We start from the raw sequence: 14,151 nt of genomic DNA, 5'->3' as shown, positions 1-14,151 counted from the left end.
CCGTACCGACTCGGGCCGGGGGCGCGTGCGGGAGATCAACTGCTTCAGCGGGGGGTCACCTTGAGGTTGCCGCCCTCGACCGCCACGGTGTACTCGGGCAGCGGGGTCGGGGCCGGACCGTCCAGCACGGCGCCGTCGGCGATGCCGAACAGGCTGCCGTGGCAGGGGCATTGGATCTTCTGGTTCTTGACCTGGTCGACGATGCAGCCGGCGTGGGTGCACTTGGCGCTGAACGCCTTGTACTGGCCCTCGCTGGGCTGGGTGACGACGATCTTCTTCTCGCGGTAGACGGTGCCGCCGCCGACCGGGACGGCGGAGGCGGGGCCGACGTCGACCGGGGTCTTCGCGGTGGAACCGGAGTCGGAGGCGGAGGAGGAGCAGCCGGAGACGGCGAGGGTGCCGCCGGCGGCGAGGACGGCCGCGGCTCCGCAGAGCAGGGTGCGGCGGGTGGGGGCGGGGCCTTCGGGGGCCTGGCTCTCGGGGGCCTCGGACATGGCGGGGAGCTCCTGGTTCGACGGCGGCGCCGCGGCTGCGGGCCGCCCGGAAGTCTATGCGTCCTCATCCGCCCGCCCCCGGGCGTGCCGGGGGCGGGCGAACGCGGGCGCGGCGGGTTCCGGGCGCCGTGGGCTACTTGCGCGCCGCCGTGGTGCGCTTGGCGGGGGACTTCGCCTTGGCCGGCGCCTTCGCCGCGGTCTTGGCCGGGGCCTTCGCCCGGGCCGGGGCCTTGGCCTTGGCCGGGGCGACCGGTGCGTCGGCGAAGTCGCCGGGCAGGATGTCGCGCAGGAACTTGCCGGTGTGGCTCTCCGCCACGGCGGCGATCTCCTCGGGGGTGCCCTCGGCGACCACGGTGCCGCCGCCGGAGCCGCCCTCGGGGCCCATGTCGACGATCCAGTCGGCGGTCTTGATGACGTCGAGGTTGTGCTCGATGACGATCACCGTGTTGCCCTTGTCCACCAGGCCGGTGAGCACCTTGATCAGCTTGCTGATGTCCTCGAAGTGCAGACCGGTGGTGGGCTCGTCCAGCACGTAGACGGTCCGGCCGGTGGAGCGCTTCTGCAGCTCGGAGGCGAGCTTGACGCGCTGGGCCTCGCCGCCGGAGAGGGTGGGCGCGGACTGGCCGAGGCGGACGTAGCCGAGGCCGACGTCGTTGAGCGTCCGCAGGTGGCGGGCGATCGCCGGGACGGCCTCGAAGAAGCCGAGCGCCTCCTCGATCGGCATGTCCAGCACCTCGGCGATGGACTTGCCCTTGTAGTGGACCTCCAGCGTCTCCCGGTTGTACCGGGCGCCGTGGCAGACCTCGCACGGCACGTAGACGTCCGGCAGGAAGTTCATCTCGATCTTGATGGTGCCGTCGCCGGAGCAGTTCTCGCAGCGGCCGCCCTTGACGTTGAACGAGAACCGGCCCGGCAGGTAGCCGCGGACCTTGGCCTCCTGGGTCTCCGCGAAGAGCCGCCGGACGTGGTCGAACACGCCGGTGTAGGTGGCCGGGTTGGAGCGCGGGGTACGGCCGATCGGCGACTGGTCGACGTGCACCACCTTGTCCACCAGATCGGTGCCGGTGATCCGGGTGTGCCGGCCGGGCACCGTGCGGGCGCCGTTCAGCTCCCGGGCGAGGTGGGTGTAGAGGATGTCGTTGACCAGGGTGGACTTGCCCGAGCCGGAGACGCCGGTGATCGCGGTGAAGGTGCCCAGCGGGAAGCCGACCGTGACGTCCTTGAGGTTGTGCTCGCGGGCGCCGTGCACGGTGAGCTGGCGCTTCCTGTCGCGCGCGCGCCGCTCCTGCGGGATCGGGATGAAGCGCTTGCCGGAGAGGTACTGGCCGGTCAGCGACTCCTTGTTGCCGAGCAGCTGCTTCAGCGAGCCGGAGTGCACCACCTTGCCGCCGTGCTCACCGGCGCCGGGGCCGATGTCGACCACCCAGTCGGCCATCTTGATGGTGTCCTCGTCGTGCTCGACGACGATCAGCGTGTTGCCGATGTCGCGCAGCCGCACGAGGGTCTCGATCAGCCGGTGGTTGTCGCGCTGGTGCAGGCCGATGGACGGCTCGTCCAGCACGTAGAGCACGCCGACCAGGCCGGAGCCGATCTGGGTGGCGAGCCGGATGCGCTGGGCCTCGCCGCCGGAGAGCGTGCCGGCGGCGCGGTCCAGCGAGAGGTAGTCCAGGCCGACGTCGACCAGGAAGCGCAGCCGCTCGTTGACCTCCTTGAGGACGCGCTCGGCGATCTGCTTGTCCCGGGCGTTCAGCTTCATCGCGCCGAGGAAGTCCGAGCAGTCGCTGATCGACATCGAGGAGACGTCGGCGATCGAGCGGTCCTCGACGGTGACCGCGAGCACCACCGGCTTGAGCCGGGTGCCCCGGCAGGTCGGGCAGGGCACCTCGCGCATGTAGCCCTCGAAGCGCTCGCGGCTGGAGTCGCTCTCGGCCTCCTGGTGGCGGCGCTGGATGAACGGCACCGCGCCCTCGAAGCCGGTGCTGTAGGACCGGTCGCGCCCGTAGCGGTTGCGGTAGCGGACCTGCACCTGGTGCTTGTGCCCGTACAGCAGCGCCTTCTTGGCGCGGGCCGGCAGCCCGGCCCAGGGGATGTCGGTGCGGAAGCCCAGCTCGCCGGCGAGGGCGTCGATCAGCCGCTGGAAGTACTCCTTGGTGTGGCCGCCGGACCACGGGTGGATGGCGCCCTCGTCCAGCGAGCGCTCCTCGTCGGGCACCACCAGCTCCGGGTCCACCTCCATCCGGTTGCCGAGGCCGGAGCAGTCCGGGCAGGCGCCGAACGGCGAGTTGAAGGAGAACGAGCGCGGCTCCAGCTCCTCGAAGGACACGTCGTCGTACGGGCAGTAGAGGTGCTCGGAGTACATCCGCTCGCGCTCGGGGTCGTCCTCGGGGAGGTCGACGAAGTCGAGCACGACCATGCCGCCGCTCAGCCGCAGGGCGGTCTCCACCGAGTCGGTCAGGCGGCGCTTGGCGCTCTCCTTGACGGTGAGGCGGTCGATCACCACCTCGACGGTGTGCTTCTCCTGCTTCTTGAGCTTGGGCGGCTCGGCGAGCTGGACCGTCTCGCCGTCCACCCGGGCGCGGGCGTAGCCCTTGGACTGGAGGTCGGCGAAGAGGTCGACGAACTCGCCCTTGCGCTCCCGGACCACCGGGCTGAGCACCTGGAAGCGGGTGCCCTCGGCGAGTTCGAGCACCTTGTCGACGATGGCCTGCGGGGACTGCTTGGCGATCGGGCGCCCGCAGTGCGGACAGTGCGGCTTGCCGATCCGGGCGAACAGCAGGCGGAGGTAGTCGTAGACCTCGGTGATGGTGCCGACGGTCGACCGCGGGTTGCGGTTGGTGGACTTCTGGTCGATCGAGACGGCCGGGGAGAGGCCCTCGATGAAGTCCACGTCGGGCTTGTCCATCTGGCCGAGGAACTGGCGGGCGTAGGACGACAGCGACTCGACGTAGCGGCGCTGGCCCTCGGCGAAGATGGTGTCGAAGGCGAGCGAGGACTTGCCGGAGCCGGAGAGGCCCGTGAAGACGATGAGGGAATCGCGGGGCAGGTCGAGCGAGACGTTCTTGAGGTTGTGCTCGCGAGCACCGCGGACGATGAGGCGGTCGGCCACTGCTTCTGGCGCCTTTCTCCGGGGCGAGAGGGCTGGGGGAAACGAAGGTGTGCTTCTTCCAGGATGCGGCAGCCAGCCTACTAGCTCACGCGTTCGATTAACGACCTTGTCCAGCCGGGTCCACCCGAACGAGTGAGGACGGCTTGCGGAGCCTTGCCGTGCGGTTCGCAAAAGCCCCTGCTCAGCGCCGGGGAACGGGGGTAGCGTCGTCCCCGGCGTCCCCGGCGTCGCCCCCTTCAACGAGCGGAGCCCCGAGCGGGCAACGCGCCGTCCCCACGGAAGGCCGATCCATGACCGACCCGCAGTCCGCCGCGGCCCCGTCCGCCGCGGCCTCCGCCGCCGCCCGCGCCGCGCGCCACCTGGCGCAGGTCGAGGAGAGCACCCGGCACCTGCTGCACACCGTCGCCGAGCTCGGGCCCGGCGCCGTCGCCGAGCCATCCGCCCTGCCCGGCTGGACCCGCGGCCACGTCCTGGCCCACCTCGCCCGCAACGCCGACTCCCTGGTCAACCTGCTGGACGGCGCCCGCACCGGCACCGACATCCCCCAGTACCCGAGCGAGGAGGCCCGCGACCTGGGCATCGAGGAGGGCGCGCCCCGCCCGGCCGACGTCCAGCTCGCCGACCTGAGCGCCACCGACGGGCACTTCACCGCGGCCGCCGCCCGGCTGCCCGCCGACGCCTGGGCCGCCGAGGTCCGGCACCGCCACGGCTACCGCTTCCCCGCCTACGAGATCCCCTGGAAGCGCCTGATGGAGGTCGAGTACCACCACGTCGACCTGGACGCCGGCTACACCCCCGCGCACTGGCCGGCCGAGTTCGCCGCCGCCGAGTTCCGCCGGCTCGCCGGCAAGCTGTCCGGCGCCGACCTGCCCGCCGTCGAGCTGTTCGCCGACGACACCGCCGAGCGCGCCGTGATCGGCACCGGCACCCCCGCCCTGACCGTCGAGGGCCCGGTCCGCGCCCTGCTCGCCTGGCTCTCCGGCCGCGCCGACGGCGACGGCCTGCGCCGCACCCCCGACACCGCGCTGCCCACCCTGCCCCCGCTGGGCTGAGCGGCCCGCCAGGCGCGAGGATGACCTCGAACCCTGTAGCCCGACAAGGAGCGGACGGATGACGTACCACGGAGCGGTCAAGGTCGGCGGGCCGCCGGACGTGCGCGAGCTGGCGCATCTGATCATCACCAAGGTGGCGGTCGGCCCCTACGACAACAACGCCTACCTGCTGCGCTGCCGCGACACCGACGAGCAGCTGCTGATCGACGCCGCGGCGGACGCGCCGGTGCTGCTGGAGACGGTCGGCGAGAACCTGGCCACCGTCGTCACCACCCACCGGCACCGCGACCACTGGAACGCGCTGGCCGAGGTGGTCGCCGCCACCGGCGCCCGCACCGCGGCCGGCGAGCACGACGCGGAGGGCATCGACGTCCCCACCGCGCTGCCGCTCGCGGACGGCGACACCCTCGCCGTGGGCCGCTGCGCGCTGACCGTGCGGCACCTGGTCGGCCACACCCCCGGGGCGATCGTGCTGGTCTACGACGACCCGCAGGGCCACCCGCACGTGTTCACGGGCGACTGCCTGTTCCCCGGCGGGGTCGGGAACACCTGGGGCGACCGGACGGCCTTCGAGAGCCTCTTCCGGGACGTCAACGAGAAGATCTTCGACGCCCTCCCGGACGAGGCCTGGGTCTACCCCGGCCACGGCAACGACACCACCCTCGGCGCCGAGCGCCCCCACCTCGCCGAGTGGCGCGAGCGCGGCTGGTAGTCGCGGCCGGCAGTCCCCCGGACGCGCAAGGGGCGGGCCCGCGACCGCTGCTCGGTCGCGGGCCCGCCCTGTTCCGGGGGGGTGCGGGGTCAGGCGTCCAGCTTCTGGGGCTCGTCCTGCTCGGCCAGGGCGGCCTTCCTGGAGGCCATCAGGCTGGTCACGGTGGTGACGGCGAGCACGACCACGATGAAGCCCAGCGAGAACGGGATGCCGATCTCCGGCACGTGCACGCCCTGCTCGTGCAGCGCGTGCAGCACCAGCTTCACGCCGATGAAGCCGAGGATCACCGACAGGCCGTACGAGAGGTGGACCAGCTTCTTCAGCAGGCCGCCGATCAGGAAGTACAGCTGGCGCAGGCCCATGAGGGCGAAGGCGTTGGCGGTGAAGACGATGTACGGGTCCTGGGTCAGGCCGAAGATCGCCGGGATCGAGTCCAGCGCGAACAGCACGTCGGTGGTGCCGATCGCCAGCATGACGATCAGCATCGGGGTCATCAGCCGGCGGCCGTTCTCCCGAATGAAGAGCTTGGTGCCGTGGTACTTGTCGGTCGACGGGAAGCGCTTCTCGATCGACTTGAGGAGGCGGTTCTCCTCGAACTCCTCGTCCTCCTCGTCGGCCCGCGCCTCCTTGATCAGCTTCCAGGCCGTCCAGATCAGGAAGCCGCCGAAGATGAAGAACACCCAGGAGAACTGGGCGACCAGCGCGGCACCGCCGGCGATGAAGACCGCGCGCAGCACCAGCGCGATGATCACACCGAACATCAGCACGCGCTGCTGGTAGATCTTCGGCACCGCGAACTTGCCCATGATCAGGATGAAGACGAAGAGGTTGTCGACACTGAGCGACTTCTCGGTGATGTAGCCGGCGAAGAACTCACCGGCCGGCGTCGAGCCGGAGTGCCACCAGAGGAAACCGCCGAAGATCGCCGCCAGCACCACCCAGACCGTGGTCCAGATGCCGGCTTCCTTGATCGACACCTCGTGCGGCTTGCGGCCGCCGATGAAGAAATCGGCCACGATCAGGGCCAACAGCACCGCGATGGTGCCGACCCAAAGGCTTACGGAAACGTCCACTACTGCTCCTCCGGCAGGTAGGCGAGACAGTCATCGTCACTTGCCGGAGGTCTCTTCCGCCCGTCGGACGCGCGTCGGCGCACCCGCGGACCAGCGCCCCGGGGCGCCGCGACGGGCGCCCGTGATGACGGGACGGCTGCGTGGGAATACTCCCCTCCGCTGCAAGAAGGGTAACAGCATCCCCAAAGAAAGGTAAAGAAGGTAAAGACCCGTCAGGGCCGCGACCGCGGAAGGGGCGCAGCGGGGGTCAGCTGAAGGGCCGCAGCGGGGTCAGAGGAACGGCTCGATGGCCGGCAGCAGGTCCTGGAAGGTCCGCCCCTTGGCCGGGGCGCCGATCGCCTGCATCTCCCAGCCGCCGTTGCCGTCCCGGAACACCTTCGCCATGACCTGGCCGGTGTGCGGGCCGCCGCCGGTCAGCTCGTAGCGGGCCAGCTCCAGCCCGGTCGACTCGTCCACCAGCCGGCAGTGCGCGTTCTGCACCTCGGCGAAGGTCTGTCCAGTGTACGAGCTGACCGTGAACACCACCTGGGTGATCTGCGGCGGCACGTGCACCAGGTCCACCAGGATCGACTCGTCGTCCTCCCCCGCGCCGGATCCGCCGACGAGGTTGTCCCCGGTGTGCCGCACCGAGCCGTCGGCGCTCTGCAGGTGCTGGAAGAACACCACGTCGGACGGGGTCCGCTCCTCGTACAGCAGCGCCGAGGCGTCCAGGTCGATCTGCCGGGTCCGGCTGCCGAACAGGCCCCGCCGGGGCGCCGCCTTCCAGCCCAGGCCCATCCGGACGACGGTGAGCGTCTCCCCCGGCCCCTTCTGCAGACTGACCCGCTGGCCCTTGGCAAGGTTCACCGACACGGCGCATGTCCTCTCTGCCCGGCCGCGCGGGCACCCGCGCCGGCCCCACGGTGGAACACCCCGTTGCCGTCCCCCGGCTGAGGCCCCCTCTTCCGGCCCACCCGTCCCGGAGCGGCGCCGCAGGCCAGCCTAGAGCCTGCGGTCGGGCGAGCTGTCCGCCCTGTACCCGTTTGTGGCAGGGCTGAGACACCGCCGGGCTTGACCGGGGACGTAACCGGCCAGGCCCGGCGGGCGCCGTCGTGGAGGGGGTCGCGGACGGGGCCGCGAGCCGTTCCGCGGCCGCTACGCGATACCGGCCTCGCGCATCTGCCGCAGCTCCTTCTTCAGCTCCTTGACCTCGTCGCGCAGCCGGGCCGCCACCTCGAACTGCAGGTCGACCGCGGCGGCGTGCATCCGCTCCGTCATCGACTGGATCAGCTCGGCCAGCTCGGCCGCCGGCAGCGACTTCGCCGGCTTGCGCTCGGCGCCCAGCGCCGGCACCGGGGCCTTGCCGCCCTTGCCGCCGCCCGAGCCGCGGTAGCCGCTGGACAGCAGCTCGCCGGTGTCCACGTCCTCGCGGGCGAGGGTGTCCAGGATGTCGCCGATCTTCTTGCGCAGCGGCTGCGGGTCGATCCCGTGCTTCTTGTTGTACGCCTGCTGCACCTCCCGGCGGCGGTTGGTCTCCTCGATCGCCTTCTCCATGGCCGCGGTGATCCGGTCCGCGTACATGTGCACCTGGCCGGAGACGTTGCGGGCGGCGCGGCCGATGGTCTGGATCAGCGAGGTGCCGGAGCGCAGGAAGCCCTCCTTGTCCGCGTCCAGGATCGCCACCAGCGAGACCTCCGGCAGGTCCAGGCCCTCACGGAGCAGGTTGATGCCGACCAGCACGTCGTACTCGCCGGCCCGCAGCTCGCGCAGCAGCTCCACCCGGCGCAGCGTGTCGATGTCGCTGTGCAGGTACCGCACCCGGATGTCCAGGCCGAGCATGTAGTCGGTGAGGTCCTCGGCCATCTTCTTGGTGAGCGTGGTGACCAGGACGCGCTCGTCCTTCTCCACCCGCTTGCGGACCTCGTGCACCAGGTCGTCGATCTGGCCCTCGGTCGGCTTGACGATCACCTCGGGGTCGATCAGGCCGGTCGGGCGGATGATCTGCTCGACCTGGCCGTCGCCGCGCGACAGCTCGTACGCGCCCGGGGTCGCCGACAGGTAGACGGTCTGGCCGATCCGCTCCAGGAACTCCTCCCACTTCAGCGGGCGGTTGTCCATCGCGGACGGCAGCCGGAAGCCGTGCTCGACCAGGGTGCGCTTGCGCGAGGCGTCGCCCTCGTACATCGCACCGATCTGCGGGACGGTGACGTGCGACTCGTCGATCACCAGGAGGAAGTCCTCCGGGAAGTAGTCGAGCAGGGTGTTCGGCGGGGAACCGGGCTCGCGGCCGTCGAAGTGCATCGAGTAGTTCTCCACGCCGGAGCAGGTGCCGATCTGGCGGAGCATCTCGATGTCGTAGGTGGTGCGCATGCGCAGCCGCTGGGCCTCCAGCAGCTTGCCCTGCTTCTCCATCCGGGCGAGGGTCTCCTCCAGCTCCTTCTCGATGCCGTTGACCGCGCGCTCCATCCGCTCCGGGCCCGCCACGTAGTGCGAGGCCGGGAAGACGTACACCGAGTCGTCCTGGCTGATGATCTCGCCGGTGAGCGGGTGCAGCGTGTACAGCGCCTCGATCTCGTCGCCGAACATCTCGATCCGGACGGCCAGTTCCTCGTAGACCGGGAAGATCTCGATGGTGTCGCCGCGCACCCGGAAGGTGCCGCGGGTGAAGGCGAGGTCGTTGCGGGTGTACTGGATGTCGACGAAGCGCCGGAGCAGGACGTCCCGGTCGATCTCCTCGCCGACCTTCAGCCGCACCATCCGGTCCACGTACTCCTGCGGCGTGCCGAGGCCGTAGATGCAGGACACGGACGCGACCACGACCACGTCCCGGCGGGTGAGCAGCGAGTTGGTCGCCGAGTGGCGCAGCCGCTCGACCTCCTCGTTGATCGAGGAGTCCTTCTCGATGTAGGTGTCCGTCTGCGGGACGTACGCCTCGGGCTGGTAGTAGTCGTAGTACGAGACGAAGTACTCGACCGCGTTGTTCGGCAGCAGCTCGCGGAACTCGTTCGCCAGCTGCGCGGCCAGCGTCTTGTTCGGCGCCATCACCAGGGTGGGCCGCTGCAGCTTCTCGATCATCCAGGCCGTGGTGGCCGACTTGCCGGTACCGGTGGCACCGAGCAGGACGACGTCCTTCTCCCCGCCCCGGATCCGCCGCTCCAGCTCCGCGATCGCCGCCGGCTGGTCACCGTTGGGCTGGTAGGGACTGACGACCTCGAAGGGCGCCACTGACCGCTCAATACTCGTGATGGGTCGCACGCCTCCACCGTACGACCCACCACCGACAAGCGAGCACCGGTCACTCAGGCCGCGTGGGCCTCGAACCTGATGGCGGGCTCCCCCGCCGGGTCGATGCGGACCGCCGAGTCGAAGGCGGCGGCCAGCCGCTCGATCAGCGGCAGGGTGGGGTCGACCCCGCTCTCCTCGATGCTCTCGACGGTTTCCTCGTCCAGCCCCGCCCGCCCGGCCAGCTCCGCGAGGGTCCAGCCGAGCGCCGAGCGGCGGGCGTGTACGGCCTCGGCCAGCGCCATCCGCCGCCCGGCCGCCCGGTACTCCTCGGTCTCCCGGTGCTCCGGCGGCACGACCCAGCGGGTGTGGTAGCCGCTGCTCATCGCTCCTCCTCGTCCCTGTCGTAGACCTGGTGGTCACCGGCGGGCCCGTGCGCAGGGAGAAACGCCCGACCGGGGCGCCGGTCACGGCCTCAGGCGCGGGCGCTGTCCCGGGCGAGGGCGACCAGGCGGGAGATGGCGCGCAGGTACTTCTTGCGGTAGCCGCCGCGGAGCATCTCCTCGGGGAAGACCTGGTCGAAGGGGAGGCCGGAGGCGGTGATGGGGAGTTCGCGGTCGTACATGCGGTCGGCGAGGACGACCAGGCGCAGGGCGGTGGACTGGTCGTCGACCTGGCGCACATCGCGCAGGCAGACGGCGGTCACGTCGTCCAGCAGGGCGCCGTAGCGGCTGGGGTGGACGGCGGAGAGGTGGGCGAGCAGGGCCTCGAAGTCGTCGAGGGAGGCACCCGGGGTGCGGGCGGCCACGGCGTCGACCTCGGCCGGCAGGTAGGGCGGCGGGGCGTCCGGCAGGCCGCGGTGGCGGTAGTCCTGGCCGTCGATCCGCATCGGGCGGAAGTGCGCGGACAGGCCCTGGATCTCGCGCAGGAAGTCGGCGGCGGCGAAGCGGCCCTCGCCGAGCTTCTCCGGCAGGGTGTTGGAGGTGGCGCAGAGCTTGACGCCGTTCTCCACCAGGCGGCCGAGCAGGGTGGAGACCAGGACGGTGTCGCCCGGGTCGTCGAGCTCGAACTCGTCGATGCAGAGCAGTTTGTGCCCGGACAGGGTCTGCACGGCCTGCTGGAAGCCGAGCGCGCCGACCAGGTTGGTCAGCTCGACGAAGGTGCCGAAGGCCTTGGGGCCGGGGGCGGCGTGCCAGAGCGAGGCGAGCAGGTGGGTCTTGCCGACGCCGTAGCCGCCGTCCAGGTAGATGCCGGCCGGGCCGGCCGGGGCCGGGGCGGAGCGGCGGAACCAGCTGCGCTTGGGGGCGGAACCGTTTCCGCTGTTGAGCGTGCCGGCGAACTCCTCCAGGACCTGCACGGCCTCGTACTGGCTGGGCTGGGCCTGGTCCGGGATGTACGTCCCGAAGCTCACGTCGGAGAAGCGCGGCGGCGGCACCATCTCGGCGACCAGGCGCTCGGCGGGGACGACGGGGCGCCGGGCGGTGAGGGCTATCGGCGCGGTCGCGGTGGCGGGGCGGGAAGCTGCGGACACGGTGAATAAGGGTACGCCCGGTCGGAGGCCCCCGGGACGAGCACCCGGTGGACCTCCCGGGGCGGCCCCCGGTGGAAGACTGGGGGCATGCAACAGCTGATCAGCCCGGTGGCGGAGACCTTCGACGACCCGAGTTCGCTGGAGGCGCTGGCCGCCGTCTACGCGTACCCCGGGCAGGTGAACCACGGGCGTCCCTGGCTGCGCGCCAACATGGTGGCCGGGCTGGACGGCGGGGCCCGGCTGGACGGGCTCTCCGAGGGGCTCTCCAGCGAGGCCGACAAGCGGATCTTCGGTGTGCTGCGGGCGCTGTCGGACGTGGTGCTGGTGGGTGCCGAGACGGTGCGCGCCGAGGGGTACCGGCCGGCCCGGGCGCGGGCCGACTTCGCCGAGGCCCGCCGCGCGGCCGGGCAGGCGCCGGCGCCCGTGATCGCGATCGTCAGCCGCTCGCTGGGGCTGGACCTCGCGGCGCCGCTGTTCACCGAGCCGCTGGTGCGCACCGTGGTGATCACCACCGAGGACGCGCCGGTGCGCAGCCTGGCGGCGGTGACCGAGGTCGCCGACGTGATCGCGGTCGGGCGCGGCGCGGTGGACCTGCGGGCGGCGGTCGCGGCGCTGGCCGACCGGGGCTGGACGCGGCTGCTGACCGAGGGCGGGCCCCGGCTGCTGGGACAGCTGGCCGCCGAGGACCTGCTGGACGAGCTGTGCCTGTCGCTGGCGCCGCTGATCACCGGCGGCGACGCGCCGCGCATCCTCAACGACGCGCGCATGCCCGACGTGCAGCGGATGCGGCTGGTCTCATTGATCGAGCAGAAAGGATTCCTCTTCACCCGCTACCTGCGTCCGCCCACCCCGTGACCTCCGAACCGTGATCCCGCTCCCACTTGCGGCCTCCTCCGCGTGGCCCGTGTGCCGGGTGGGCAGCGTGCGGAAAGCTTCCGCCGGGCAGTATGGGATGCGAAGCCGGAGCCCGGGGGCCGGCGACTGGAAGGGATTCACGTGTTCAAGACGGTACTGATGATCGAGAAGGCGCTCTCCGACGCGGACGTGGAGCTGGTCACCACGCTCCACAGCGAGGAGAAGGTGTCCTTCGTCGTCCTGATGCAGCCGCGCGGCAAGCAGGACGAACTGCTGCGGGCGCTGGACGACGTCGCCCTCGGCCACCTGGACAAGGTGGTGCGCGAGCACGACGAGTCGGAGAGCGGGCCGACGGTCGCCACCGAGTCGCTGGAGCACAGCCTGCGCCACCTGCGGCGGGCCGGCGCCGAGGCGGTCGGCGAACTGGTCGAGGAGTCGCCGCTGGAGCGGCTGCGCGCCGTGGTGGAGGAGCACCAGGCCGACGAGGTGGTGGTGCTCACCTCCCCGCACTTCGTGGAGGAGTTCTTCCACCGCGACTGGGCCTCCCAGGCCCGCCACAAGGTGGGCGTGCCGGTGCTGCGGCTGTTCGCCAGCGACTCCTGACGCGACCCCGGAGTGGTGCAGAATCGTCCTTGCGGTCCGGCGCGGTCCGGCCCGCGAGGACGATTCGCACGCCGTCCGCCCCTCCCCTGACCCCCCGCCCGTACGGAGCCCCGCCTTGAACGACGCCGCGCACGACCTGCACGCCCCGCACTTCATCGGCATCGGCGGCGCCGGGATGTCCGGCCTGGCGAAGATCCTCGCGGTGCGCGGGGCCGGCGTCTCCGGCAGCGACGCCAAGGAGTCCGAGACCGTCCGCGCGCTGCGCGCGCTCGGCGCCACCGTGCACATCGGGCACGCCGCCGAGCACGTGCCGGACGGCGCGAGCAGCATCGTCGTCTCCAGCGCCATCCGCGCCGACAACCCGGAGCTGGCCGCCGCCCGCGAGCGCGGCATCCCGGTCGTCCACCGCTCGGACGCGCTGGCCGCGCTGATGGGCGGGCGCCGGGCGCTGGCCGTGGCCGGCACCCACGGCAAGACCACCACCACCAGCATGCTCGCCGTCGCCCTCGGCGAGCTGGGCCTGGACCCGTCCTACGCGATCGGCGGCGACCTCGACGCGCCCGGCTCCAACGCCCACCACGGCACCGGCGAGATCTTCGTCGCCGAGGCCGACGAGAGCGACCGCAGCTTCCACAAGTACGCGCCCGAGGTGGCGATCGTGCTCAACGTGGAGCTGGACCACCACGCCAACTACGCCTCGATCGACGAGATCCACGAGTCCTTCGAGACCTTCGTCGGCCGGATCGTCCCCGGCGGCACCCTGGTCGTCTCCGCCGACCACGACGGCGCCCGGGAGCTGACCGCCCGCGTCCGCGGCCGCGCGGACCTGAACGTGGTCACCGTCGGCGCCGCCGAGGACGCCGACCTGCGCGTCCTGTCGGTCGTCCCGCGCGGCATGACCAGCGAGGTCACCGTGCTGCTGGACGGCGCCGAGCTGGGCTTCACCGTCTCGGTGCCCGGCCGCCACTACGCCCACAACGCGGTCGCCGCGCTGGCCGCCGGTGTCGCCCTGGGCGTGCCGGCCGCCGACCTGGCCAAGGCGCTCGGCGCCTACACCGGCGTGCGCCGCCGCCTGCAGCTCAAGGGCGAGGCGGGCGGGGTCCAGGTGATCGACTCCTACGCCCACCACCCGACCGAGATGACCGCCGACCTGGAGGCCATCCGGGAGGCCACCGAGGGGCGCGTGCTGGTGGTCTTCCAGCCGCACCTGTTCAGCCGCACCCAGCAGCTCGCCGAGGAGATGGGCGCCGCGCTGGCGCTGGCCGACGCCTCCGTGGTGCTCGACATCTACCCGGCCCGCGAGGACCCGGTCCCCGGCGTCACCAGCGAGCTGATCATCGACGCCGCCCGCCGGGCCGGCGCCGAGGTGACCGCCGAGCACGACTTCGCGGCCGCCCCCGCGGTGCTGGCCGCCCTGGCCCGCCCGGGCGACCTGCTGCTCACCATGGGCGCCGGCGACGTGACCAACCTGGGCCCGGAAATCCTGGAGCACCTGTCGAACGTTGCCACCAACGTCTGAGTCAC

12 protein-coding genes are annotated in these 14,151 nt (G+C 71.8%); 5 read left to right on the top strand and 7 right to left on the bottom strand.

Translation table 11 applies throughout. From position 1 onward, the window contains the following. Positions 1 to 44 precede the first annotated feature (44 nt). Complete coding sequence (locus tag ACFU9E_RS13860; protein ID WP_380685354.1) at positions 45 to 494, bottom strand: Rieske (2Fe-2S) protein; 450 nt, start codon at positions 492 to 494, stop codon at positions 45 to 47. 133 nt (positions 495 to 627) lie between these two features. After that, on the bottom strand, positions 628 to 3,600 hold the full coding sequence (gene uvrA / locus ACFU9E_RS13855; RefSeq protein ID WP_380688624.1) for an excinuclease ABC subunit UvrA: 2,973 nt from the start codon (positions 3,598 to 3,600) through the stop codon (positions 628 to 630). A gap of 290 nt (positions 3,601 to 3,890) precedes the next feature. Between uvrA and ACFU9E_RS13850 the strand changes: the two genes are divergently transcribed. Both ACFU9E_RS13850 and ACFU9E_RS13845 read left to right on the top strand, forming a co-directional pair. Then, positions 3,891 to 4,652, top strand: coding sequence for a maleylpyruvate isomerase family mycothiol-dependent enzyme (locus ACFU9E_RS13850; RefSeq protein ID WP_380688626.1), 762 nt, complete (start codon positions 3,891 to 3,893; stop codon positions 4,650 to 4,652). A gap of 58 nt (positions 4,653 to 4,710) precedes the next feature. Next, on the top strand, positions 4,711 to 5,364 hold the full coding sequence (locus tag ACFU9E_RS13845; RefSeq protein WP_380688628.1) for an MBL fold metallo-hydrolase: 654 nt from the start codon (positions 4,711 to 4,713) through the stop codon (positions 5,362 to 5,364). Between the two features lie 89 nt (positions 5,365 to 5,453). Here ACFU9E_RS13845 and ACFU9E_RS13840 read toward each other — a convergent pair whose 3' ends face one another. From ACFU9E_RS13840 to zapE, 5 genes are all read right to left on the bottom strand, one after another. Further along, entirely contained in the window at positions 5,454 to 6,437 is a 984-nt protein-coding gene (locus tag ACFU9E_RS13840; protein ID WP_380684686.1) for a TerC family protein, read from the bottom strand. A 270-nt stretch (positions 6,438 to 6,707) separates the two neighbouring features. After that, positions 6,708 to 7,289 (bottom strand): TerD family protein, encoded by a 582-nt coding sequence (locus tag ACFU9E_RS13835; RefSeq protein WP_380684687.1) that lies wholly within the window; start codon positions 7,287 to 7,289, stop codon positions 6,708 to 6,710. A 282-nt stretch (positions 7,290 to 7,571) separates the two neighbouring features. After that, positions 7,572 to 9,671: an excinuclease ABC subunit UvrB gene (gene uvrB, locus ACFU9E_RS13830; RefSeq protein WP_380684688.1), complete on the bottom strand. Its 2,100-nt coding sequence runs from the start codon at positions 9,669 to 9,671 to the stop codon at positions 7,572 to 7,574. A gap of 44 nt (positions 9,672 to 9,715) precedes the next feature. Next, on the bottom strand, positions 9,716 to 10,024 hold the full coding sequence (locus ACFU9E_RS13825; RefSeq protein WP_380684690.1) for a helix-turn-helix domain-containing protein: 309 nt from the start codon (positions 10,022 to 10,024) through the stop codon (positions 9,716 to 9,718). 89 nt (positions 10,025 to 10,113) lie between these two features. Beyond that, positions 10,114 to 11,169: a cell division protein ZapE gene (gene zapE, locus ACFU9E_RS13820; protein ID WP_380684691.1), complete on the bottom strand. Its 1,056-nt coding sequence runs from the start codon at positions 11,167 to 11,169 to the stop codon at positions 10,114 to 10,116. An 87-nt stretch (positions 11,170 to 11,256) separates the two neighbouring features. Between zapE and ACFU9E_RS13815 the strand changes: the two genes are divergently transcribed. From ACFU9E_RS13815 to murC, 3 genes are all read left to right on the top strand, one after another. Then, positions 11,257 to 12,024, top strand: a complete 768-nt coding sequence (locus tag ACFU9E_RS13815; RefSeq protein WP_380684692.1) for a pyrimidine reductase family protein — start codon at positions 11,257 to 11,259, stop codon at positions 12,022 to 12,024. Between the two features lie 141 nt (positions 12,025 to 12,165). Then, positions 12,166 to 12,627 carry an indole-3-glycerol phosphate synthase gene (locus ACFU9E_RS13810; RefSeq protein WP_355369163.1) on the top strand — a complete coding sequence of 154 codons (462 nt, stop codon included), beginning with the start codon at positions 12,166 to 12,168 and terminating at the stop codon, positions 12,625 to 12,627. 136 nt (positions 12,628 to 12,763) lie between these two features. Continuing rightward, positions 12,764 to 14,146: a UDP-N-acetylmuramate--L-alanine ligase gene (murC, locus tag ACFU9E_RS13805; protein WP_380684695.1), complete on the top strand. Its 1,383-nt coding sequence runs from the start codon at positions 12,764 to 12,766 to the stop codon at positions 14,144 to 14,146. Positions 14,147 to 14,151: the final 5 nt, after the last annotated feature.

This window comes from Kitasatospora sp. NPDC057595 (genome assembly GCF_042800875.1).
GTDB lineage: Bacteria > Actinomycetota > Actinomycetes > Streptomycetales > Streptomycetaceae > Kitasatospora.
The sequence above is the reverse complement of the archived record's forward strand: the minus strand, read 5'-3'. Positions and strand labels throughout refer to the sequence as shown.

Coding starts and splice junctions, on each gene's coding strand:
- ACFU9E_RS13850 (WP_380688626.1), top strand. CDS start 3,891: ATGACCGACCCGCAGTCCGCCGCGGCCCCGTCCGCCGCGGCCTCCGCC.
- ACFU9E_RS13845 (WP_380688628.1), top strand. CDS start 4,711: ATGACGTACCACGGAGCGGTCAAGGTCGGCGGGCCGCCGGACGTGCGC.
- ACFU9E_RS13825 (WP_380684690.1), bottom strand. CDS start 10,024: ATGAGCAGCGGCTACCACACCCGCTGGGTCGTGCCGCCGGAGCACCGG.
- ACFU9E_RS13815 (WP_380684692.1), top strand. CDS start 11,257: ATGCAACAGCTGATCAGCCCGGTGGCGGAGACCTTCGACGACCCGAGT.
- ACFU9E_RS13860 (WP_380685354.1), bottom strand. CDS start 494: ATGTCCGAGGCCCCCGAGAGCCAGGCCCCCGAAGGCCCCGCCCCCACC.